Annotated in this window: 16 protein-coding genes; 7 read left to right on the top strand and 9 right to left on the bottom strand. The window is 47.1% G+C overall.

What is annotated here, in order from left to right; translation table 11 throughout:
- The first annotated feature begins 207 nt into the window (after nucleotides 1–207).
- Both B9A32_RS01350 and B9A32_RS01345 read left to right on the top strand, forming a co-directional pair.
- The gene (locus tag B9A32_RS01350; protein ID WP_084066567.1) at nucleotides 208–2,301 is read left to right on the top strand and encodes a molybdopterin-dependent oxidoreductase; all 2,094 of its coding nucleotides are present in this window, start codon (nucleotides 208–210) and stop codon (nucleotides 2,299–2,301) included.
- A gap of 357 nt (nucleotides 2,302–2,658) precedes the next feature.
- Entirely contained in the window at nucleotides 2,659–4,248 is a 1,590-nt protein-coding gene (locus tag B9A32_RS01345) for a DUF4301 family protein (RefSeq protein ID WP_212637547.1), read from the top strand.
- Here the strand turns inward: B9A32_RS01345 and B9A32_RS01340 are convergent.
- From B9A32_RS01340 to B9A32_RS01330, 3 genes are all read right to left on the bottom strand, one after another.
- Nucleotides 4,187–5,062: a CvfB family protein gene (locus B9A32_RS01340; RefSeq protein WP_084066686.1), complete on the bottom strand. Its 876-nt coding sequence runs from the start codon at nucleotides 5,060–5,062 to the stop codon at nucleotides 4,187–4,189. The genes B9A32_RS01345 and B9A32_RS01340 overlap by 62 nt on opposite strands.
- 83 nt (nucleotides 5,063–5,145) lie before the next feature.
- The gene (locus tag B9A32_RS01335) at nucleotides 5,146–6,654 is read right to left on the bottom strand and encodes a PAS domain S-box protein (RefSeq protein WP_170923650.1); all 1,509 of its coding nucleotides are present in this window, start codon (nucleotides 6,652–6,654) and stop codon (nucleotides 5,146–5,148) included.
- Nucleotides 6,655–6,896: 242 nt separating this feature from the next.
- The gene (locus B9A32_RS01330) at nucleotides 6,897–8,162 is read right to left on the bottom strand and encodes an MFS transporter (RefSeq protein WP_084066564.1); all 1,266 of its coding nucleotides are present in this window, start codon (nucleotides 8,160–8,162) and stop codon (nucleotides 6,897–6,899) included.
- A 276-nt stretch (nucleotides 8,163–8,438) separates the two neighbouring features.
- Here B9A32_RS01330 and B9A32_RS01325 point away from each other — a divergent pair, with 276 nt between their 5' ends.
- Both B9A32_RS01325 and B9A32_RS01320 read left to right on the top strand, forming a co-directional pair.
- Nucleotides 8,439–8,993: a CBS domain-containing protein gene (locus B9A32_RS01325; RefSeq protein WP_084066563.1), complete on the top strand. Its 555-nt coding sequence runs from the start codon at nucleotides 8,439–8,441 to the stop codon at nucleotides 8,991–8,993.
- A gap of 24 nt (nucleotides 8,994–9,017) precedes the next feature.
- The gene (locus B9A32_RS01320) at nucleotides 9,018–10,439 is read left to right on the top strand and encodes a transferase (RefSeq protein ID WP_084066562.1); all 1,422 of its coding nucleotides are present in this window, start codon (nucleotides 9,018–9,020) and stop codon (nucleotides 10,437–10,439) included.
- Nucleotides 10,440–10,703: 264 nt separating this feature from the next.
- On the opposite strand, the gene B9A32_RS01315 is transcribed toward B9A32_RS01320, so the two are convergent.
- Together B9A32_RS01315 and B9A32_RS01310 are read right to left on the bottom strand one after the other, a co-directional pair.
- Entirely contained in the window at nucleotides 10,704–12,878 is a 2,175-nt protein-coding gene (locus B9A32_RS01315; protein ID WP_084066561.1) for a SulP family inorganic anion transporter, read from the bottom strand.
- 393 nt (nucleotides 12,879–13,271) lie between these two features.
- Complete coding sequence (locus B9A32_RS01310; RefSeq protein WP_084066560.1) at nucleotides 13,272–14,921, bottom strand: fatty acid--CoA ligase; 1,650 nt, start codon at nucleotides 14,919–14,921, stop codon at nucleotides 13,272–13,274.
- 727 nt (nucleotides 14,922–15,648) lie between these two features.
- Between B9A32_RS01310 and B9A32_RS01300 the strand changes: the two genes are divergently transcribed.
- The 3 genes from B9A32_RS01300 to B9A32_RS01290 all read left to right on the top strand — a co-directional run bounded on the left by B9A32_RS01300 (nucleotide 15,649) and on the right by B9A32_RS01290 (nucleotide 18,000).
- Nucleotides 15,649–16,188: a ferritin gene (locus B9A32_RS01300; RefSeq protein ID WP_084066558.1), complete on the top strand. Its 540-nt coding sequence runs from the start codon at nucleotides 15,649–15,651 to the stop codon at nucleotides 16,186–16,188.
- A gap of 118 nt (nucleotides 16,189–16,306) precedes the next feature.
- Nucleotides 16,307–17,170: a methylenetetrahydrofolate reductase gene (locus B9A32_RS01295; protein WP_232366989.1), complete on the top strand. Its 864-nt coding sequence runs from the start codon at nucleotides 16,307–16,309 to the stop codon at nucleotides 17,168–17,170.
- A 179-nt stretch (nucleotides 17,171–17,349) separates the two neighbouring features.
- Complete coding sequence (locus B9A32_RS01290) at nucleotides 17,350–18,000, top strand: class I SAM-dependent methyltransferase (protein ID WP_084066557.1); 651 nt, start codon at nucleotides 17,350–17,352, stop codon at nucleotides 17,998–18,000.
- 322 nt (nucleotides 18,001–18,322) lie between these two features.
- Here B9A32_RS01290 and typA read toward each other — a convergent pair whose 3' ends face one another.
- From typA to B9A32_RS01270, 4 genes are read right to left on the bottom strand one after another with little or no spacing between them, the layout of a single operon-like run.
- Nucleotides 18,323–20,140 carry a translational GTPase TypA gene (typA, locus tag B9A32_RS01285; RefSeq protein WP_084066556.1) on the bottom strand — a complete coding sequence of 606 codons (1,818 nt, stop codon included), beginning with the start codon at nucleotides 20,138–20,140 and terminating at the stop codon, nucleotides 18,323–18,325.
- Nucleotides 20,141–20,199: 59 nt separating this feature from the next.
- A complete protein-coding gene (locus tag B9A32_RS01280) occupies nucleotides 20,200–20,994 on the bottom strand; it encodes an ABC transporter ATP-binding protein (RefSeq protein WP_084066555.1) in 795 nt (264 codons plus the stop codon).
- On the bottom strand, nucleotides 20,991–21,881 hold the full coding sequence (locus B9A32_RS01275; protein ID WP_084066554.1) for an ABC transporter permease: 891 nt from the start codon (nucleotides 21,879–21,881) through the stop codon (nucleotides 20,991–20,993). Before B9A32_RS01275 ends, B9A32_RS01280 begins: the two co-directional genes overlap by 4 nt.
- 21 nt (nucleotides 21,882–21,902) lie before the next feature.
- On the bottom strand, nucleotides 21,903–22,898 hold the full coding sequence (locus B9A32_RS01270) for an ABC transporter substrate-binding protein (protein WP_084066553.1): 996 nt from the start codon (nucleotides 22,896–22,898) through the stop codon (nucleotides 21,903–21,905).
- Nucleotides 22,899–23,124: the final 226 nt, after the last annotated feature.

The following is a 23,124-nucleotide window of genomic DNA, read 5'->3' as shown; positions in this document are numbered from 1 at the left end:
ATCTATGGGGAATTTCTATCTTTGTTGTGTCGGTATGGAAATTGCTTATAAAAAATGAAAATTTAAATTGGCTCTTAAGAGTCCCCACTCTTTGAAATCAGTATTGGATTTGGTTTGGCAAATCCATAAAACAGTGTTGAATCGTGCGTTTTAAAGCTGCAAGGCAGCATCGGGTGCGTGGTTCACATGGGAGGTTTATAAAAACGCATGGAGAAAACTTATAGCATTTGCGGTATGTGTACGGTTCGGTGTCCCATCGAGGTTTTCACTGAAAATGGTCAGGTGGTTAACATTGAGGGAAGCCGTCCCGGCGGCCTGGATGGCTCCGTGTGTCCCAGGGGGGCCGCAGGGGTCGGCCTGTTAAATGATCCTGAAAAACCCCAGAAACCCCTTATCCGGGTGGGAGAGCGGGGTGAGGGTAAATGGCGTGAAGCCACCTGGGAAGAGGCTTTTTCCTATGTGGGAGATAAACTTAAAAATATCATGGCAGAGTATGGCAGCAAAAGTGTGCTCATGTCCGATCGGGGGGGGCCCTTTCCCGATCTTCACAAAGCTTTCATGCGAAGCATCGGCTCCCCCAACTATTGCAACCATGATGCTTCCTGCGCCCGGAACGTTCACCATGCAGCCCAATCGGTGATGGGGCTGGGCCGAAAGGGCGTCAGTTATGATCTTAAAAATGCAAAACATGTGATACTCCAGAGTCGCAATATTTTTGAAGCTGTGAACGTGGGAGAAGTAAATCAGTTGATGTCTGCCATGGAAAACGGTTGCAGGCTGTCTGTCATTGACGTTCGTTCCACGGTGACGGCATCCAAGGCACATAATTTTTTTCTGGTCAAACCTGGAACAGATTATGGGTTTAATCTGGCGGTGATAAACACCCTCATTGCCCACAACCTCTACGATGCAGACTATGTGTCACGCCATTTCAAGGATTTTGACGCCCTGGCAGAATTTGTGAAACCCTATACAGCCCAATGGGCCGCCAAGGTGTGTGACATTGATCCGGATCGGCTGCTGGTCTTTTGCCGGGAACTTGCCAAGGCAGCGCCCCGGGTGTTGTGGCATCCGGGCTGGAATACGGCCCGGTTTAAAGACTCTTTTTATGTGAGTCGCACCGCTTATCTTATTAACGGACTCCTGGGCTCCCTGGGGGCCAAGGGTGGCCTTGCCATCACCAATAAAGCCAAAGACTGCAATCAAAAGGGATTAACTGCCCTTGCCGATCTTTATCCCAAACCCGATGAAAAAAGAGCTGACGGGGTGGGGTGGAAGTACAACCATTTTGATGCCGGTCCGGGGCTGCTTCATCTGGCATTTAAAGCCATTGAAACGGCTGAGCCCTATCCGGTGAAGGCCTATATTGCCTTTCGCCATGACCCGTTGATGGCACTGCCTGATCCCGAGGCCCAGAAAAAAATATTTGAGAACCTGGACCTGCTGGTCTCCATTACCTTTTCCTGGAGTGATACTGCATGGCACTCTGATGTGGTATTACCTCTGTCCACCTATCTTGAACGGGAAAGCATCATTGCCCATAAAGGTGGCCTTAAACCTAAATTTTTCATGCGAAAAAGGGCTTTGGCGCCGCGGTATGATTCCCTGGCCGACTGGGAGATTTTCACCGGTCTGGCCCGGGAGCTGGACGCAGGCAAATTGGGAGAATTTAAAACCATTGAAGAGATCTGGAACTACCAGCTCCAGGGAACCGGTCTGACCATTGACGATTTTGATAACGGGGCACAGGTTCCCCTTACCAAAGATCCTATTTATCATGACATGGATTCTTTTACCTGGAAAACTCCGTCGGGAAAACTTGAAGTCATCAGTGAAAAGCTTTCCAAGGCAGATATAGATTCCCTGCCGCCTTATAAAGACCCGGACCAGGATACCAATACAGATGGAGAAAAGCGTTTCAGGGTTGTTTTTGGCCGCTGCGCCCTGCACACCCAGGGGCATACAGTGAACAACCCCCTTCTCCATGAGATGATGCCCACCAACACTGTTTGGATTCATACCGATGTGGCCCGGGAAATGGGTATTCGGGACGGAGATTCCGTGGAGGTCAGTTCCAATGGGTATTCTGCGGTGACCGGTGCCAATGTAACCGATGTTATTCACAGGGACTGTGTTTTCATGATTCACGGGTTCGGGCATAAATTGCCGGTGGAATCCCGGGCCTTTGGCAAAGGGGTTGCCGACCATGAACTGATGAAAGGCGGTCTTGAAAAATGGGACAAGGCCGGTGGTGCCGTTGCCATGCAGGAGCATTTTGTCACCGTTAAAAAAGCTTCCTGAGAATTTTGTGTTTATAAAATAATCCCCCCAAAAGACAAATGTGCTTTTGGGGGGATTTTTGTTTGGTGGGTGTGCTTTTATTACGGATTGTTGTGACTGTGTGGAAAGAATCGCGTGGCAGGTTATGCCCTTGACACACTTGTGTCATAAAGATATGAATCAACAGGGCTGTTTCTGTCAAAGGATATACCGACTCGGTTGTTTTTTACCCGTCTTTTGTATGGCGTGTTTCCATGCATGGAAACGGGCTGTCTTGAATACGAATAAAAAAAATATACATCCCGGTATGTTTTTATCCGCCAATGGCCCGGGGGAGAACCAATGACTTGATTCTTAACTGTGGAGGAGATAAATTCTGTGAAGACATTCCAAGATAAAATTCGCGAAACTGAAAAAAATATCGAACAATTGATTTCAAGCGGTATCCCTGAAGAAAAAATTATTTCTCAAATGGAGATTTTTGATAAGGGTTTTTCCTTTATCTCCCTTGTGCGTCCCTGCACCCCCGGAGACGGCATTGACAGAATTGCTGAGAATCTGTTTGACACCTATCTTGAATGTTACAGCCAGGCTTTGAATGACCATCGTATTTTAAAATTTGTTCCGGCATCCGGTGCCGCCACCCGTATGTTTAAAGCGTTGCTGTCTGTGTATAATTCCAATAATCCCCTCACCCGGGAAAGTATTGCCACAGCGGCAAAAGAGAATGCAGATTACAAACTATTCTTTGAATTTATTGAATCCATTGATAAATTTGCTTTTTATGATGGGCTTTCGTCCTGCCTGGCCCGGAAGGGGTATAACATGGAAACACTTCGGAAAAAGGGGGCGTTCCGGAAAATCCTGGGGGGGGTTCTGGAGCACTGGGGGCTTGGTTATGGGGAAAAACCCAAAGGACTTATTCAATTCCATAATTATGATGATCACCCCCGCACCGCCTTTGAGGAACACATGGCAGAGGCCATGGCCCAGTCCCGGAGTTCTGAAATGCCCATTCCCATTCATTATACCGTTTCCAAGGTCCATGAACAGGCCATAAAAGATCACATTGCATCGGTAAAACATCGATACCGGCACAACAGTCAATCCTTTGATATCAGCTTTTCCACACAGAAAAAATCCACTAATACCATTGCCGTGGATATGAGAAACAGGGCATTTCGCTCCCTGGATGATGAACTTATCTTCCGACCGGGGGGCCATGGTGCCCTTTTGGAAAATCTCAATGATCTTGGTGCGGACATTGTATTTATTAAAAACATTGATAATGTGGTTCCCGATTGCCACCGGGGCGATACCATCACCTGGAAAGCATTGCTGTGCGGTTATTTAATTCATTTGCAGAATCAGGTGTTTCAGTACCTTGGTTTTCTGGAAAAGGGCAGGAAAGTTTCCGTTGATGCCATGGAGAAAATGGTTGGGTTTGCCCGTGAAACACTTCATTTGACATTGCCGGATGATTTTAATCTTATGAAAGCATCGGAAAAATTGTCCACTTTATTTTCTCTTTTTAACCGACCCATCCGGGTGTGCGGCATGGTTAAAAATCTTGGGGAGCCCGGAGGAGGGCCTTTCTGGGCCAGGGACAGAAAATATGGGTGTTCCCTTCAAATTGTGGAATCGTCCCAGGTGGATGATGACGATCCCATCCAGGCACAGATTCTTTCCTCTTCCACCCATTTTAATCCTGTGGACCTGGTGTGCGGCGTACGGGATTACAAGGGAAATCCTTTTAATTTAAATGACTATGCCGATTATAACAGCGGCTTCATCACCATGAAATCCAGCCAGGGAAAGGAGCTTAAAGCCATGGAACTTCCAGGATTGTGGAATGGCTCCATGGCGTTCTGGACCACGGTGTTTGTGGAAGTGCCCCTTTCCACCTTTAATCCGGTGAAATCGGTGAATGATCTGCTTCGTCCTGAGCATCAGAATATTTCCGGGTGATGCCGGTGGATGAAATGGTAATTTCCCTCTCCCGGTAGAGCCGGGAAATGGATCGTTTAAACTCTTTTTTACTCATGGCAAAGGTTTTTCTGATAATTTCCGGGTTGGTTTTGTCATGGCAGGGGAGAAACCCCCCTGCTTTTTCAAGAATATCAAGAACAATGTCGCTGGAGCCGGACACCGATGCATAACCGGGCTGCTTGAGCACCAGATCTATCTTTCCGTCTTCCCTGATTTTATGGATAAACCCTTTGGTTTTATCCCCCACGGTAAGCGGGGGAATGGTGTCGGCCTTGTACAGCATACCGCTGTGACTGTTGTTGATGATGGCCTGGTAGCCCATATCTGTGATGCGGTAAATCAAGAGGTCCACCCCGTCCCCCCGGGATATACCGGCCTTGTATTTACTTAAATTCTGCTCAATGCGGGCCGTGGCATACACCCGCTGGGTTTCCGGGTCCAGGCACACCTTGACCACATGGCGTTCTCCCTTTCTCAGCCGGGGGGACATTTCGTCCGCCGGTACCAAAAGATGCTTTTCAAGGCCCCAGTCCAGAAAGGCCCCAAAACTTGTGGTGTCCACCACGGTCATGCAGGCAAATTCCCCCACCACAGCCCGGGGGGTAAGGGTGGTGGCAATGGGTCGATCTTCTGAATCCGTATAAACAAATACCGTGATGGTATCCCCGGGTTTGAGTCCACTGGGGGCATATTTTCCAGGGAGTAATACCTCATCCTCTTTGGGGTTGAGGTAAAATCCAAATGAAACCTCCCGTTCCACCACAAGATCATTGTAACTGCCGATGATTAACATGATAAATATATTTTCCTTTATCCGCCGCAAAGGGAATTGATCCTGCCATTGGCGGCGTTGTGATATTGTTAAAAAAGTGCCTGCTATGCTTCTGTGGCACCCTTGATATCTATTATTTTTGATTTCAGGTATGACTTGGTTTTATAGCTGGTGATGTTCATCAGGTTATGATTTAACTTTGCCATGCGCCGGCTCTCTTTCATGATGATATTTATTTTGCGCTGGACCTTGGCATCCAGGCCATGGACATCTGCCAGCAGTTCACAGCATCCGGATATGATCTGCAAAGGCTGGTTTAATTCATGGCACACAGCCCCGGCGGTCTCCATGACGGCTGCCAGACGTTCTTTTTCATTAATTTCTTTTTCTGCAAGCTTTCGATCGGTGATATCCCTTACAGATGATGCAATAAAGTATTTTTCTTCTTCAAGGCCCATGATGGGGGCTGTGTGACTTTCAAACCAGCACCTGCCCTTGGGCACATCCAGGGCATATTCAAAAAACTGGCTTTTCTGGGTCTGGATGGTTTTTTCAATCACCTGCATATGCTGTCTGGCCACCTCCGTGGGCAAGGTGTTTTTAATATAATTTCCCTTTAATACTGTCAGTTCATCAAAAAGAAGTTCCGATGCACTGGTGAAAATTTCAATGTAGCGGCCGTCTTCATCAAAGATAAACAAAATATCTGGAATGGCCTGGGTAAAGGCCCGAAAACGTGCCTCCTTTTTTTTCAATGCCCTTTCCATCTGTTTTCGGTGGGTAATATCGGTGAATATCCCCACAATACCCGTGATTTCTCCCTTGGAATTGATGATGGATGCTTTGTCAATAATAATGTCACTGAGTGTTCCATCCATCTGGGTCACCTGGGTTTCAAAATGATTTTTCCCGGGTTTTTTCAGAAGAGCGGTATCGTGTTCGTGATATTTTTGGGCCAGATGTTCAGGGGCCGTTTCAAACACTGTTTTACCCATTAATTCTCTTTCCGGGATACCCATGAACTCCTCGTAGGCGGTGTTGCAACCGGTGTATCTGCCCTGGGCATTTTTGTGAAAAACAGGATTGGGAATGGTCTGGAGCAGGGTTTTGATGAAATAATGGCTCTGTTCAAGATCTTTTTCGGTTTTTTGTTTTTCAGTGATATCAATACCAAAGGCGATGTGAATGTTTTCGCCAAATTTAAAGTTGGCCCATTCCTGGATTCTCATGTCACCGTTTTTGGCTTTAAGCCTGAATTTTCGGAATTTACCGTCTGCTTTCAGGATAATTTGTAAAATTTTCTTACGATAGGTTGGATCTGGATAAAAAAGGGCCAGGGGATCATCGCTTTTGATCACTTCTTTTTTTGTCCAGCCCAGGAGTTCCTCTCCTTTTTTATTCCAGAATACGCAGTTTCCCCGGGTGTCAAAGGCATCAATGATTAACGGTGCATTGTCAATGATCATCTCAAATAAATTATTTTCATGGGGGGTGCCCATGCGGGAAAATATACCCTGGTAAGATTTTGCAATATTTTTTTTAATATCTGTGAGTTCTTTTTCCAGGTCCGCTATTTTTTTGAGCAAATCCTTGCAGTTTGACTGGACGGTCATTGTGCGCTTCTCCATGTTGAAAACATCGGGTTAAGGCGTTTATTTAACAGAATTCACCTCGTTGTAACGGTAAATATTCGGTCAGTACCCCAACTTCATCCGTTTTGGCCTGCTCACCTTAGCAAATAGAATGCTACGCAGTTCCAAACAGGCAAATATGGGGCACTGCCCAAACATTTACATTCCCAAGTCAAATATTTACTTGTAACGATAATGTTTGTTTGTGGTGCATCAGGTTATCCTTATATGTCATGTTCTCCGGGCCTTGCCGGAGATATCTTTTTTTGAATCAATGAAAGGGATCGGGTGAATATAAAAAACAGAATCACCCCTGTTGCCATGAGGATGGTACCACAGGGAAAGGCATATTCAAGGGAAAAATAGTCCATGACCCCGCCTGCCCCCATGGCCCCCACCATCATTCCCGCACTGTGCGCCACGGTTAACATGGACATCACCGATGCCATGGAGTTTTTTTCATGCCCCAGAATGACCCCCATGGCCATGATGGCGGGCATGGAAATACCCCCTCCCAGGCCAAAAAACGATATTGCCAGGAGTAAATCCCGGTGGGTGGCTGCGGTGAAAATAAGCATGAACGCTATTCCGCACAAAATTCCCCCGATGATCACCATCCATCGTTTATTGATAGCGTCGGCCAGTTTTCCCATGGGGATCTGGAGAAGACCACTGATGAAGATGCCAAGGGTTACAAGAATACCCGTGGATGATCCGGACAGATTAAAGCGATTCTGGGCAAACAACGGAATAAAGCACCAGATGATGGAGATGCAGGCAGTATAAGCAAAACGATAAATAAAAAGTCCGGCAAAGGAAGGGGTTTTAAAAAGCAGTTTCCAGGCAATGGGTGTCGTTTCTCTGGCAGCGGCAGGTTCCCGGCTCACCGGGGGAAGATAAAAGGCACTCAGGGCAAAGCCAAGGGCTGCCAGAAGTCCCATGCACAAAAAGGCTGTATCCATGGACCAGGCATCGGTGATGACCCCACCCAGGATGGGGCCGATGCTCAGGCTTGCAAACATGGACATGTTAAAAAGCCCCATGGTGTAGCCTTCCTTGCCCCGGGGTGTTATTTCTCCCACATAGGCCTGGACCACGGGCATTACCATGGCCGAGGCAATTCCCTGGAAAAATCGTGTGAAAATAAGGGCTGTCACCGAGTCTCCGGCAATGAAGGCAATGGACATCAGGGTATACCCGGCAAGTCCCATGAGGATAAAGGTTTTTCGTCCCTTCTGGTCCGACAGTTTCCCAAACCAGGGAAGAAACAGGGTCCTCGACAGGGAGAAAGAGCCGAATATAAGCCCCACCTGGATGCCGGCGGCTCCGAGATGTTCTGCATATACCGGCAGCAACGGCACCACAATGCCCACGCCGGTGACCGTGGCAAACAAGGTAAAAAAAAGCGTGAAAAAAATACCTTTATGGGGGGTGAAGGTATTGATGGTTCTTTTTTTTACGGTGGTTTTTTTGTTATTGCGGGATTTCATGGGGAGGTTATATCCATTTTCTCAATGGCTGGCAACCTCTCAATGGGGAGAGACGTTAAAAACAAGAATCAAGATCAAAAATTTCAATATCTTGCCATAACAGTAAAGACATGGTAGAAAAAATCGATTATTTTAAGAATTTAAATTTCAGGGAATTTAGAGAATTGGCCGGTCCCGTCATCAAATGGTCAAACTGAATTGGCTCTGGAATCATATTGTGCAACGCTGATAGTAAGATGATTTAACTTGATTAACCTGCAATCGGAGTATTTTTTGATGAATTATATTGTAAAAGATTTAATGGTCCCAATTTCCGATTATGCCACCATTTCAGAAGGTTCTACATTTCTGGAAGCCCTTCTTGCCCTGGAAACCCCTGAGGTGGATTTGAAAAATTCCATCCATCCCCATTGGATAGTGCTGGTGCTCAATAGTGACGAAAAGGTGGTTGGTAAGCTGAGTCAGATTAACATGCTCCGGGCATTGGAGCCCAGAACAGAAGATGTCAAAAATATTGATAAACTGGGTAAATTTGGGTTTGGTTCAAATTTTATCACCCAGTTGCGGGAAGAACTTCGCCTGGATGACACCTCCATTGAAAATGTGTACACAAGCTCCACAACATTACAGATGAAAGTGGAAGATTTCATGAAAAAACTTGCTGATAATGATTTCATTGATGAAAATACTTCCCTTGCCACGGCAGCGCACCAGATGTCTGTGCGAAAAAGGCTTTCCATGCTGGTCACCCGGGATGACGAAGTCGTTGGCGTATTGAGATTGTCCGATGTGTTCACTGCCGTGATCAATGCCATGAAATCAAAAACCTGATGATAAAAAGTTTGAGGATAAATCATGAAAGAGATACAGAAGCTGTATGACCGGATTATCCAGCGTGCCAATATCAATCTAAGGGAGCTGGAGTTTGATGTAAATCCTTATGTTCAAAACGTTATCCCCTTTGAGCAGATGATTAAATTTTATGCTTTTTTTGGGATATCCCCCCATCATCGTCTCAATTTTCAATTTAAAAATTCCAATCTTGCCGGCAGTTATTTTCTGGGGCAGTGTCGCATCACCAATTCGCTCTTATATAAAAGTGATATCCGGGGCGATGAGCTTAAAAGGGCGGGAGATCTTTTTGAATATCAAGGCTTTGAAATTCCCGTGAGCCGGGATGAAGAGATTGAGATCACAGACAGTCTGCTCATTAAAACCCTGGTGCACAATTTTTCCCATGATCCGGAAACCTTGGAAGAATTTTTTATTAAAGACACCATCTCCATGAATTATGCCAATATCCATGGTGCGCCCTCTGACGGCTGTTTTCTGGGCTCTTTTGCCACAGTGGATCTCACCACCATGAGAGACAGTGTCATTGGCAACTTTGCCTATGTCCAGGCCGGAGAAATCAGTCATCTTGACATTGCACCGGGAACGGTGTGGGTCCGGGTTCCCGGTGAATTTAATTTTATCTATACCCATCCCCAGGAAGAGTTAAATCATTATATTTATTTTAAAGCAGGAATTGCCCCCCAGGGACAGCTCATTGATTTTGTGGAGGATCGCAAAGAGGCTTTTCAGCGGGTGTTTGATGTGGTGAATATTGAACAATCCATCCCAGTGCCCAGCTCTGCTTCCCTGGATCGATATGCCGTGAGCAAATCCCCCATCCATATCGGGGAGAATGTACTGGTATCCCAGAGGGCTTTTTTACAGAATGCCTGGCTGGGCAAAGGTGCCAATGCCCAGGAAAATTGTTATATCATCAATTCGCGTCTGGAAGGGTGTAATGTCACGGCCCATGGAGCAAAGATCATTGAAGCCGATATGGGTACCAATGTATTTGTGGGATTTAACAGCTTTTTAAAGGGCGGTCCGGACAGTCGGCTGACCATTGGCAAGGATTCCATTGTCATGCCCCATACCATCATTGACATTAAAGAGCCCCTTGAAATACCGGCAGGGTCTCTTGTGTGGGGGATGATCAAATCTGCAAAAGATTTGAAAAATCACAGTATCTCCATTGAAAAATTTTCAAAGATAAATGGTGGCCTTTCCATGGGCAACATGTTCTTTGAAGGGGATGGTGCAAGTTTTATTGCCGGTTTTCAAGATCGCATTCATCACATTCTGGAGGCCAATGGGGCCTTTTTCAACGGCAGCGATAAAAAAGGCCATGCCCAGAAAAATCAATATATCTCTTTTAATACTTTGCAACCTTATCCCGAGGGACCCAGAAAGGGGCTGTATCCCACCATTGTCATTAAACCATAGAAAGGATGGAAAAAATAAGGGGGAGGATATTGAGGGCTATAAAAAAATACGATATAACTGCCATGGGCAGACCGTATTCTGACCTCGATCAGCCCACAACAAAACTTGAAATACACCCCTGATTTGCTGAGTGTTTCATATAAAAAAAAGGCCTTTTCCAAAGTGATTTGGGAAAGGCCTTTGATGTTTTGGGCAAATGGTATCTGGTGAATGTCCCTCCTGAATCAGAAACTCAAGAGGGACGCTACCTGTTAAAGGGCAGGATCAGGAAACAGCAATATCCTCCAGTGGCTTACAGGTTTTAAGGGGGCAGGAGACACAATCGCCTTTGTCATGAATGGCCTTGTGGATATGGTACAGGGCCGCACCTGATTCAGGATAGATATTTTCCTCTCCGATTTTCTGGATCAGATTGGTCCGGGTGATGACATCAAGGACCCGCTCTTTGAGTCCGCAAAAGGAGATCTCTCGACCGCTTCCCCGCACCGTATCAATGAGAATGGACAGGGCATCTTCCCCCGACGCATCCACGTCGTTGATGCCGCTGGATTCTATAAGCACATGGAGAAGATCAGGCTTTTCAGAGATGTATTCCAGTACCTTGTCTTCAAGGTAGGTGGCGTTGGTGAAAATCAATGCACCGTCAAATCTCACAACTGCTATGTGATCACACTCTTTAAGACCGCATTTGATGGCACTTTTCAAGGTATTGTCCTTGGACATGGACAACAGGGCCACTTTGGGCCTCAGGTGCTTATAAATAAACAAAAAGAAGGTCAATGCCACACCCACCATGATACCTTCTTCAAGATGGGGTGCAAAATAGAGTGTGCATACAAAGGATATGACGGAAATTATGCCGTCGGAACGTTTGGCTTTCCAGGCATGGACAAAACCTTTGGTGTTGATAAGGCCGATGACCGCCATCATGATGACAGATGCCAGCACTGCCTGGGGGAGATGATAAAGAAGCGGGGTGAAAAACAGAAGGGTCAGTGCCACCATGACACTGGTGACAACCGAAGATACTCCGGTGACGGCATTGGCCTGGAGGTTCACCGCCGAGCGGGAAAAGGAACCGGATACGGCATAACTTTGCCCAAAAGAGCCAATGATGTTGGCAAGCCCCTGGCCAATGAGTTCCTGGTTGGGGTCCAGCTTTTGTCCTGTTTTGGCTGCCATGGATTTAGCAATGGCAATGGCTTCCATGAATCCCAGAAGGGAAATAATCACAGCATAGGGGAGCAGCTGTATAAATGCGGCCAGGTAGGAGGTGTTGTCTGGTGCCTTGGGAATGCCTACTTTTAATCCCTTGGGGATATCCCCCACAACGGCACCGCCGCCGATCATTTTTAAACTTTCAATATTTAAGGCTTTATTACCTATCTTGATGCGCCATTTTCTTCCATCGGTTTCTGAGTTGTCCGGAAGGGCGGGGCCTACGTAAAATTCCGGTGTGTCACCCCCCTGTTTTGCCACGGAAAAATGAATCAGTCTGAGTGTTTCCCGTTTTTCATGGGCCTTGGCCTTGGCATGATCAATTTTTGCCTGGAGGAGTGACAGTTGGTGATTCAGCTCGATTTCTCTGTTGGAGATAAAATGACCGCCATGGGCCTTGGATTCTTCTTTGGCAGCCTTCATCTCATTGTTCAAGATGGCACGTTCTGATCCCAGTTTTTCAATTTCAGCGATTTCATGGTTGAACTCGTTGATTATTTCAATAACTTCAGGATTTTTAATCTGGGTAACAGAGACAAAGGTATCATTGTTAAAATGGGTGAAGTAAGACAACACAGTGGTAACGGCCACAGCCACCAGTACATTGGGAATTCTGGGATTATAACGCCTTAACACAACCATGATCACAATGGCCAGGACACCCATGCCAAGGGTGGGGAAATGGGTATAGTGGAAGGCTGACTTGCATACGTTGATGATGGTCTGGTAGTGATGACCTGCTTTATCCACGTATACGCCGAACAGTTTGGAAAACTGGGAAGAGGCAATGACAATGGCAGCAGCATTGGTAAAACCGTTAACCACAGGGTGGGAAAGAAGATTCACCACAAGTCCCAACCGGAAAACACCCAGAAACAGCTGGAATGAGCCCACAGTGAAAGCCAGAATGATGGAATAGGCAATAAACTGGGCGCTTCCTGCCGTGGCAAGGGGTTCCAGGGAGGCTGCGGACATCAGCGAGACCACAGCCACGGGGCCTGTGGCCAGCTGACGACTGGAACCGAAAAGGGCCGCCACCATGGGGGGCAAAAAGGCGGCATACAGGCCGTAATATGCAGGCAGTCCTGCCAGTTGGGCGTAAGCCATGGATTGGGGAATAAGGACCATGGCAACGGTGATACCCGCCACCACATCCAGTTTCATTTTGTCCCCATCATAGTCTTTAAACCACAGCAGAAACGGAAAAATTTTTGTCAACATGGATCATCATCTCCCTTTGTTAAAATTAATTTTCTGGGTTAAAAATATCGTTTGACAGTATATTACATGTGGTCTGTCAACCACTTCTATTTGATTGTTGCAGTATCATTTCCAGCCCACATTCATCTGACCGTTTATGGTGTCAATGGAATTCCAGGGGGGCATAATTTAAAGTGATACAGATAAAAATTAATATATGAGCGGACTTTTTTTGTCAATGCCAAGCCTGAAAAGCGGTTCATTCTTATTCTGGCCGTTTGGGTGGCAACAGGGGAGCGCCATTGCTGCCCATTGCTTTTAATCAACTGATAGACTGGAATATAGGAGGGGCGGGGAGGCGGATTTCTCCGGCAAAGGCAATGCTTCTGCCGGAGAATTTTTTTTGGGTAGGGATTAATCGGCGAATTGAACTCTGAGCACTTTTTTGTCCAGTTTGCCAACACCGGTTTTGGCAATTTCATCCACAAAAAGTACTTTATCCGGTACACCATATTTGGGAATTTCGCCTTTTTTAAAGGCATCCATGAATATGGCTTTCATCTCCTCTTCCAGGCCCTGGGAAGGGGTATCCGGTTTAAGTACAACCAGCACAATTGGGCGTTCTCCCCATTTTTCATCGGGTATGCCAATGGCGGCTGCCTCACTCACTGCCGGATGTTGACTGATGATGTCCTCCAGTGTCAGAGAAGAAACCCATTCTCCCCCGGTTTTGATCACGTCCTTGAGACGGTCGGTGATTTTAAGGTACCCTTCGGTGTCAATGTGGCCCACATCGCCGGTGTGTAACCAGCCACCTTCCCAGAGCTCTTCACTTTTGCTCTGATTATGGAGGTATCCCTGGGTGAGCCATGGGGTTCTTGTCACCACTTCTCCGGTCTGGACACCGTCATGGGGTACAGGGTTGCCCATGGGATCTATGATTTCAATGTCCACCAGTGGAATGGGCATACCGGTTTTGCATCGGATGTCAATCAAGGCATCTTCATTCCATTCTTCCATGTGGGGTTTGATGTGCGCAATGGTGAGGAGGGGGCAGGTTTCTGACATGCCATAGGCGGAATAGAGATTTATTTTATGTTTAAGTGCTGCACTGCAAAGCCCCTTGGGCAATGCCGAGCCTCCAATGACCACCTTCCATTGGGAAAGATCCACCTTATCCGCCACAGGAGAGTTCACCAGCATGTGAATAATGGTGGGAACGCAATGGGAAAAGGTGACCTTTTCTCCCACCACCAGCTTTAAAATCATTTCCGGTTCATAGCGTCCCGGATAGATCTGTTTGTTGCCAAGCATGGTGAAAAGATAGGGCATGCCCCATGCATGGACATGGAACATGGGGGTCAGTGGCATGTACACATCCTTGGATGTCATCACTGCCTGGGAGTCAATGGCGCATAATCCGGTCATGAGGCCAAAGGTGTGCAGTACCAGCTGACGATGACTGAAATAAACCCCTTTGGGGTTACCGGTGGTGCCCGAGGTATAAAAAGTGGTGGCCATGGCATTTTCATCAAAATCGGGGAACTCATACCCTTTTTTGGCATTGGTGACCATATTTTCGTAGGTGTCGTCAAATTGGATGGCTGTTTCCGGGGCCTTGTCAGTCTCCTGGATGAGAATGATTTTTTTGACGGTTTCAATTTTATCTTTAATGGGTTCCAAAAGAGGCAGAAGTTCGGAGTTCACCAGAATCACATCGTCCTGTGCATGGTTGATGGTGTAGAGAATCTGTTCCGGTGACAGTCGGATGTGCACGGTGTGAAGCACGGCACCCATCATGGGAATGGCAAAATAACATTCCAGATATCGATGGCTGTCAAAATCCATCACGGCCACGGTGTCTCCCTGTTTCACACCAAGCTCACTAAGAGCGTTGGCCAGTTGCCCCACCCGGCGATGTAAATCCCGGTAAGTGTATCTCATCTTGTCCCGGTAGATGATCTCCTGATCGGGGGATCGTATCAGGGAATTTTTAAAGATGTTTTTGACAAGAAGAGGATAGCTATAGGCCGAAGGGGTGGTTTCAATGAGTTTTACGCCCATGGTGTTACTCCTTTGGTAAAAGGTTGGCTGCCACGGATGATCGGTTGGATCATCCATTATAAAAGCAGGACTCTTGGGAAAAGTTCCCCGGTCCAAAGATGCCGGTGGCATGGTGGAAAATAGTTTAAAAGTTTTGGAGATTTGTTGCTCTGTTTGTCCCGATTTTGCTGTTTTATCTGAGGATGATTAAAGTGTTGCCGGAGGATTTTGCAAAAGCAGGGTCGAAATTTTTGGCTTTGGTGTTCATTCACCAAAAGGGCCTCACTGTAAAATTTCACAGGAAATGCCCTTGTTTTCATTCTGGGTTCCCGAAATTTTTTACAAAAAATAATCAGCAAATATCAAGATAATAAAAGCAATCGTTGTGATAGTATGTGTGTGTATCTGTCTTGTCAAGAGAATAATGTTTACATTTGTGAGCAATGCAATGCCTTATATCTTAAATTTGACATGCGCTCTTAATATAATTAGAGTAAATAAATAACTCATGAGTCCGAAGTTCTCATTTCTCATACCACATGGGATATGTTAATTTCAAAGAAACACATTGTGTGGCGTCAAACTGGAGAACTTATGACTGACGAGTAAATAATAGCTGGAAGGATTCGCTGCACTCGTTTTCCAACCAAAAGTTGCAACAGACATCCTTCGCATGCTGATATGATTCCAGACCTTTGGACAGGAGTTTCATGTAAAAAAATACTATAAATTTAGAGGAGAACCGCACATGCTCAGTAAAAAAATGGAAACCGCATTAAATGATCAAGTGAACAAAGAGATGTTTTCTGCCTATCTTTATATGTCCATGTCCATCCATGCCGGAGATATGGGTCTTAAGGGATTTTCCAACTGGTTCATGGTGCAGTACCATGAAGAGATGTCCCATGCCATGAAATTGTATGACTATATTCACAGCCGGGGGGGACGGGTGATTTTGAAAGCCATTGAAGCCCCGGCTTCCTCCTTTGAATCCGCCATGGACATGTTTGAGAAAACCCTTGCCCATGAAGAGTTTATTACGGCCTCCATAAATGATTTAATGGAAACCGCCATGGAAGAAAAAGACCATGCCACCCGGATTTTTCTCCAGTGGTTTGTGACGGAACAGGTGGAAGAAGAGGAAAATGATCATGACATCATTGATCAGCTTAAACTCATTGGACCCAGTCCCCAGGGCCTTATGATGCTGGATAAAGAACTTGCCCAGCGAAAGGCCACGGTTCGCCTGGATTTCAGCCTCAATGGACCCGGGGATGAAGATGTTTAATCGCCATGCCGCCGGTAGGAACAATGAAAATACAATAATGGCAGACCCCGCGTTTCTTTGAGTTTCAAAGCCGTTTCAGACGGTATCAAAATTCAATTTAAAATCATGGAGGTGAATTGTGAAAAACAGGACATTTGATGATGCAGAAAAAGTAATTGTAAACGACCTGGATTTTGAAAAATTTATCCTCACAATTGAAGTGGTGCCCCCGGGGGGGGATGATCCGGAAGCCCTTTTGACCTCCTTGGAAGCGCTTGGGGATCTGCCTGTGGATGGTTTCAGCGTGGCCACCAACCCTGTTGCCAAACCCCGCATGTGCGCCATGGCTTTGTGTGCCCTGATTCAGCAGCGCACCGGACGTCCGGCTGTGTTCCATTGCACCACCCGGGATCATAACCGCATCAGTCTCCAGTCCCTGATGTGGGGGGCCAAGGCATTGGGAGTTTCTTCCGTCCTGGTTGCCACCGGGGATTTTGTGGCCATGGCAGATCGAAAAATCGTGTCTGATGTTAAGGATGTTAATGTATTTGAGCTGGTGACCATGGCCCGGGAGTCCGGTCTTCACACCGGTGCAGTACTGGATTTTCGTCCCGAAGTGAACGGCCTGGAACGGGAAGTGAAACGGTTGGAGAAAAAAGTGGCAGCAGGGGCGCAGTACGCAGTGACCCAGCCCATCTATGACCGGGACACTGCAAAGGAAATTTCCCAGGCTGTGGCCCACTTGAACATTCCCGTTATCATGGGAATTTTGCCTTTAAGAACCCCCAGGCATGCGGATTTTCTCCATGAGCGCGTGGCAGGCATTGCTGTGCCTGAAGCCCTTAGAAAAAAGATGCACAGTGCCTCGGATTCCGTGGCCCAGGGGGTGTCCAATGCCCGGGACATGGTGGCTGTGGCCCGGGAGTTCTTCCAGGGGGCCTGTGTGATGCCTCCTTTTGATCATTATGAAATTCTGCCTGATGTCCTTGGGCGTGACCTGTAATCTATAATCTGGATTTTGTTTTAAAAATTTACAGAAGCTATTTACTGGAGATTCAAAGCGTCGCTAACGTGTGGGTGGTGGGGCGCTGGGCGTCATTTTCACCTGTGATGGAGATATTGAATTATTGGATACCATTGAGCATATAAGTTAACATATTTGAAATAAAACATAGGCATATTATGTCATCGTTACGCATTTGTTATCAAACCATTGAGTTTGATGAAGTAGATATTCATGTCCGAACCTTACGCGACAATCAGCAATACCGTGATGATGATGGTATCGCCGAGAAATTGGGAATTTCATCGGCAACATGGCCCTTGTTTGGCGTTGTCTGGGATTCCGGCCTGGTATTATCTCATTTTCTTTTTGATTTTAATATCGCTGGAAAGCGAATTTTAGAGGTGGGGTGTGGCATCGGATTGGCCAGTCTTTTGTTGAATCATCGTTGTGCTGATATCACTGCCACAGATTACCATCCTGAAGCTGAAAATTTTCTTCTTGAGAATATCAAACTGAATCAAGGAAAAAATATACCCTTTGTTCGTACCGGCTGGGAAGATGAAAAGAGTGATCTGGGCCAATTTGATCTTATTATCGGCAGTGACCTTTTGTATGAAAGAGACCATGCACAAATTTTATCTCTTTTTATCAATCAACATGCAAAAAATAACTGTGAAGTGATTATCGTGGACCCGGGACGCGGAAACCATGCCAAGTTCAGTAAAAAAATGGTGAAATTGGGTTATTCCCACACCCAGACCAAACCCGGTGCCACAGAATACTTAGTGCAACCGTTTCGAGGAAGAATATTACGCTATCGCAGATAAATCTTTTGCCATTATGGGCTGCCCGTGGCAGTTTTTATATGAAATACTCCGCAAATCAGAGGTGTATTTTAAGCTTCGTTGTGGGCAGACCGAGGCCAGAATAAGATCTGCCCGTGGCAGTTATAAACTCAACTTTCGGTGTTCGCATATCGTGGTGGGGTCAGGCTTTCGTTATTGACATTATCGAGGCTTTTTTCGTTGGCAAAGGCCTTGGTCGATAACATCAATAACAAAAGCCTGACCCCGTCGGCACACTGACCCCATTGGTACATTTAAAAGTGCCGGCTTTGAAATGAAGCCCGAAAGTTGAGTTATAAAGAAGTTATCTGTTGGTATACCGTCTTTGACGGGAAAGAATTTTTTTGCGAACCCGGATACTCAAAGGCGTTACTTCCACCAGCTCATCTTCATTGACAAAGTTCAATGCCTGCTCCAGGGTCAGGGGTTTCACCGGAGAACAGGTGGTGCTGTCATCCTTACCCGAAGCCCTCATATTCGTTAATTTCTTTTCCTTGCAGGGGTTGACATCCAGATCGTTGCTCTTGCTGTGTTCTCCCACCACCATGCCTTCGTAAACAGGGGTGCCCGGGACAATCATGAGACGCCCCCGGGGTTCCAGGTTGTAAAGGGCATAGGGGACGGCTTTTCCTTTTCTATCACTGACAAGGGAGCCCGTTCGCCGGGTGGGAAAATCCCCCCGGTACTCCTCATATCCATCAAAGATGGAGTTCATGATACCGGTACCCTTGGTATCAGTGAGAAATTCATCCCGGTAACCAATGAGGGCCCGGGAGGGAATGGAAAATTCAATGTTGGCTCGTCCCCGCTTGTTGGAGAGGTTCACCAGACGTCCCTTTCGAATGGAAAGTTTTTCTGTGACCACACCGGTGAAAGTCTCTTCACAATCCACGTAAAGGCGTTCCACCGGTTCTGTTTTATGGCCTTTGTCATCGGTGCGATAAATCACCTCGGGTCTGCCCACACAAAGCTCAAATCCTTCCCGTCTCATGGTTTCCACCAGAATGGCCATCTGGAATTCTCCCCGTCCCTGGACCACAAAAGAGCCCCTTTCCACGGTTTCTTTAACGGAGATTGCCACATTGGCCAGGGCTTCCTTTTCCAGGCGTTCCCTGATGCGACTGGACTGGACAAGCTTGCCCTCCATACCGGAAAAAGGGGAGTCTGACGAGGAGAACATCATGGACACCGTGGGTTCATCAACGGTGATGCGGGGCAATGCTTTGGGAAACTCCTTGGTGCATATGGTGTCGCCAATTTCAAAGATGTCAGTTCCCGAAACCACAGCAATGTCACCGGCCTCCACCACATCGGCAGGACCAAGGGATGCACCGTCATAACTTTGAAGGCTGGAAACCTTCAATTTCATGGGGGTGTTGTCTTGTCCGATGAGCACCAATTCATCACGGGAACTGACCCGACCGTTGGCAATTTTACCAATGGCAAGACGCCCGGTGTAATCGGAATGGCCCAGATCAGATACCAACATTTGAAAGGGCTCTGCCGGATCAAAGGTGGGGGCAGGAATTTCATTTAAAATAACATCAAACAGTGGCTGAAGGTCCTGGGAATCATCCTCCAGTTCATTTTTGGCAATGCCGTCCCGTCCCACTGCATATAGCACGGGAAAGTCAATCTGATCATCCGTGGCATCCAGATCAATGAAAAGGTCATAGATCTCATCCAGCACCTCCATGGTCCTTGCATCGGCCCGGTCAATCTTGTTAATCACCACAATGATACGAAGCCCGGCCTCCAGTGCTTTTTTCAGCACAAACCGGGTCTGGGGCAGAGGGCCTTCCGAGGCATCCACCAGAAGGATGGCACCGTTCACCATGGAAAGGGCACGCTCCACCTCGGCACTGAAGTCGGCATGGCCCGGGGTGTCCAAGATGTTGATTTTGGTCTCCCCCAGCATGACAGCGCAATTTTTGGCGGAGATGGTGATGCCGCGTTCCCGCTCCAGATCCATGGAATCCATGATGCGGTCATCCACCTCTTTTCCCTGTCTGAACACCCCGCTCTGTTTGAACATGGCATCCACCAAGGTGGTTTTACCATGGTCAACATGGGCAATGATGGCGATATTTCGAATGTTTTTATTTTCTTGTTTCTGGCTCATTGGTGCGTTTAATCCTTTAATTCAAGTATGGAAAAACGGGTTGTTTAAACCCGGATTTTTCAAGTTGTGAGGAGGACCTCGTCATTTTCAAAGGTTTTATTTCGGATGGAACCAAACATATCGATGAGTTTTGGAATGGTCAGCGATTTTTTGGTGTCCCCTTGTACATCAATTATAATTTCCCCCCCGTCCATCATAATCAGTCGATTTCCAAATTCAATGGCATGCCCCATGTTGTGGGTGATCATAAGGGAGGTCAGTTTCTTTTCGATGATGAACCGTCGGGTCAGTGCCATTACCATGGTGGCATTCCTTGGGTCAAGGGCTGCCGTGTGTTCATCAAGCAATAAAATGTCCGGACGGGACAACACGGTCATGAGAAGGGTCAATGCCTGGCGCTGTCCCCCGGAAAGGGTACTGACATTTTCCTTCATGCGGGACTCCAGCCCCATGTCCAGGCAGGTGACTTCTTTTTGAAAAAATTGCCGCATTTTTTTGTTCAGGCTGATCACTGGCCATTTGAACCCCTTTTTACAGGTGATCATCATGTTGTCCTCCAGGGTCATGTTGGAGGCGGTGCCGGCCAGGGGGTCCTGGAATATGCGGCCGATGTTTTTGGCCCGGAGGTATTCGGGCAGGGTTGTGACATCATTGCCACGGATCAGGATGCTGCCGGAGGTGGGGGATATGGCCCCGGAAATGAGATTGAACAGGGTGGTCTTTCCGGCACCGTTGCTGCCGATCACTGTGATGAAATCCCCGGGGTTCACATGAATATCAATGGATTTGATCACCTGTTTTTCGCTGGCGCTGTCCCTGTTAAAGGTTTTGGTAAGACACTTAAGTGTAATCATGATCTGCTCCCCTTTTTAATGCCCTTGAAGTTGGTGGCCCCAAGGGAAAGGATGATCAGAATACCGGCAATGAGTTTCAGATCATTGGGGGTCATGTTGATATAATAGCCGTAATACCGCCCCAGATACATGATGGCCTTGAACAAAATGGTTCCCAGGATCACCCGCAGGGTCAGGACAGATATTTTGTTTGATTTTAATAAAAATTCCCCAAGCATCACAGAGGCAAGGCCTGTGACCACAATGCCCTGGCCCAGGTTAATGTCGGCAAATCCCTGGTATTGGGCGGCAAAGGCACCGGACAGGGCCACAAGGCCGTTGGAAAGCCCCACACCAATGAGTTTCAGGGTGGCAGGATTGATGCCCTGGACCCTGACCATCTGTTCATTGTTTCCAAGGGCACCAAATACAAGTCCCATGTCGGTGATGAAAAAAAGATCCAGCAATTTTTTAATAATAAATACCACCAGGATGAAAAATAAAAGGGAGGCATATTCCGGGGGGATAAATTCCCGGGTGTAGTCATGGACCCGGGTGAGAAGGGTTTCCACCCGTAACAGGGGCAGATTGGCCCGATTGGAAAGGATGCGGATGTTCACCGAATAGAGCATGGTCATGGTGAGAATTCCGGCCAGCAGATGGGGTACTTTGAGTTTGTTGTGGATGGCTGCCGTGACAGCGCCGGCTGTCAGCCCGCCGCAAAAGGAGAGCAGCAGCCCGGTGAGGGGATGGATGCCGCCGTGGAGACAGGCCGCCATGATCACCGCCCCCATGGGAAATGAACCATCCACTGTGAGATCTGGAAAATCAAGGATTCTGAAGGTGAAAAACACCCCCAATGCCATGATAGAATAGATCAATCCTTCAACAAATATACCTTCAATCATTGGTTGTTGTGTGACTCCTGATTATTTTTTAAGCGGTTCTGTCAGTTTACCGTTTTCAATGATTTTATTGGCCGTGGCTTTTATATCATCGGGGAAGCTCAGCCCCAGTTTTTTGGCCACGTCCATGTTTAACAGAATATCCACATCCGAAGGATCGGTCATGTACACCGTGGGAATATCCACGGGGGAGGCTCCCTTGAGAATATCAGCGGCAATATGCCCGGTTTTTTCCCCCATTTTATAATAATCAAATCCCCAGGCAGCAAGGACATCATTGTCCACGGCAGAACTTGGGTCGGCGGACATCACCGGGATACCATATTTCATGGCCACTTCGGTGACAGCACCCAGGGCGGAAAAAATGGTGTTGTCATTGCTCAGATAGATGCCGTCCACCCGGGAGGCAATGGTCTGCACTGCCTGTTTAACCTCGGCGGAGTTGGTCACCGTGGTTTCAATAAAAATGATGCCCATCTCTTTGCACACCTGCCTTGCAATGGCGGCCAGGGTGACAGCATTGGCTTCGTTGCTGCAATAGACATGCCCCAGTTTTTTGATGGGTTTAATGCGGTTGAGCAGGGCAATTTGCTCTTTTACCGGAGTCATGTCCGATGTGCCGGTGACATATTTTTCTCCCTTGTGAACCGAGGCCACAAGGCCTGCCCCCTCAGGGTCGGTGACGGCACAGAACAGTACGGGTCTGTCTTTGATGGCTCCCACCAGGGCCTGGGCTGTGGGAGTGGCAATGCCAACAGCCAGGGAGACCTGTTCTGCCTTGAATTTCTGGGCAATGGATGCGGCGGTGGAAAGTTCTCCATTGGCATTTTGAAGGTCAAATACGGCCTGGGGAAATTTTTCCTTTATGCCATCTTGAACCCCCTGCTCCAGGGCATCCAGGGCCGGGTGGGCCACAATTTTTGAAATACCCACCAATATATTATCCGCAGCCGGTGCCGCCATGGGCGCAAACCAGACCAGTAAAATAACAAGTAGACTCAATACCGCTCTTTTTTTCATGGGGTTCTCCTTGTGTTGTTTTGCCATTGACGTTGCAAAAGAGGTGTTCACACGAAAATGTTATTAAAATAAAGGCATCCGCCGTTGCCCAAAACCAGTTGGTATTTTCCAGGCAAGCCTTGAAAAATTAACAGAGATATTTAAAGAGTATCAAGTGGTTTTAAGGGAAGCTAAGATAACCACAAAGTATAACCCGAGAGCCAATTATAAAGCAAGATAAAATTAC

This window comes from Desulfocicer vacuolatum DSM 3385, assembly GCF_900176365.1.
Lineage (GTDB): Bacteria > Desulfobacterota > Desulfobacteria > Desulfobacterales > Desulfobacteraceae > Desulfocicer > Desulfocicer vacuolatum.
This window is presented reverse-complemented; position numbering and strand designations above follow the sequence as displayed.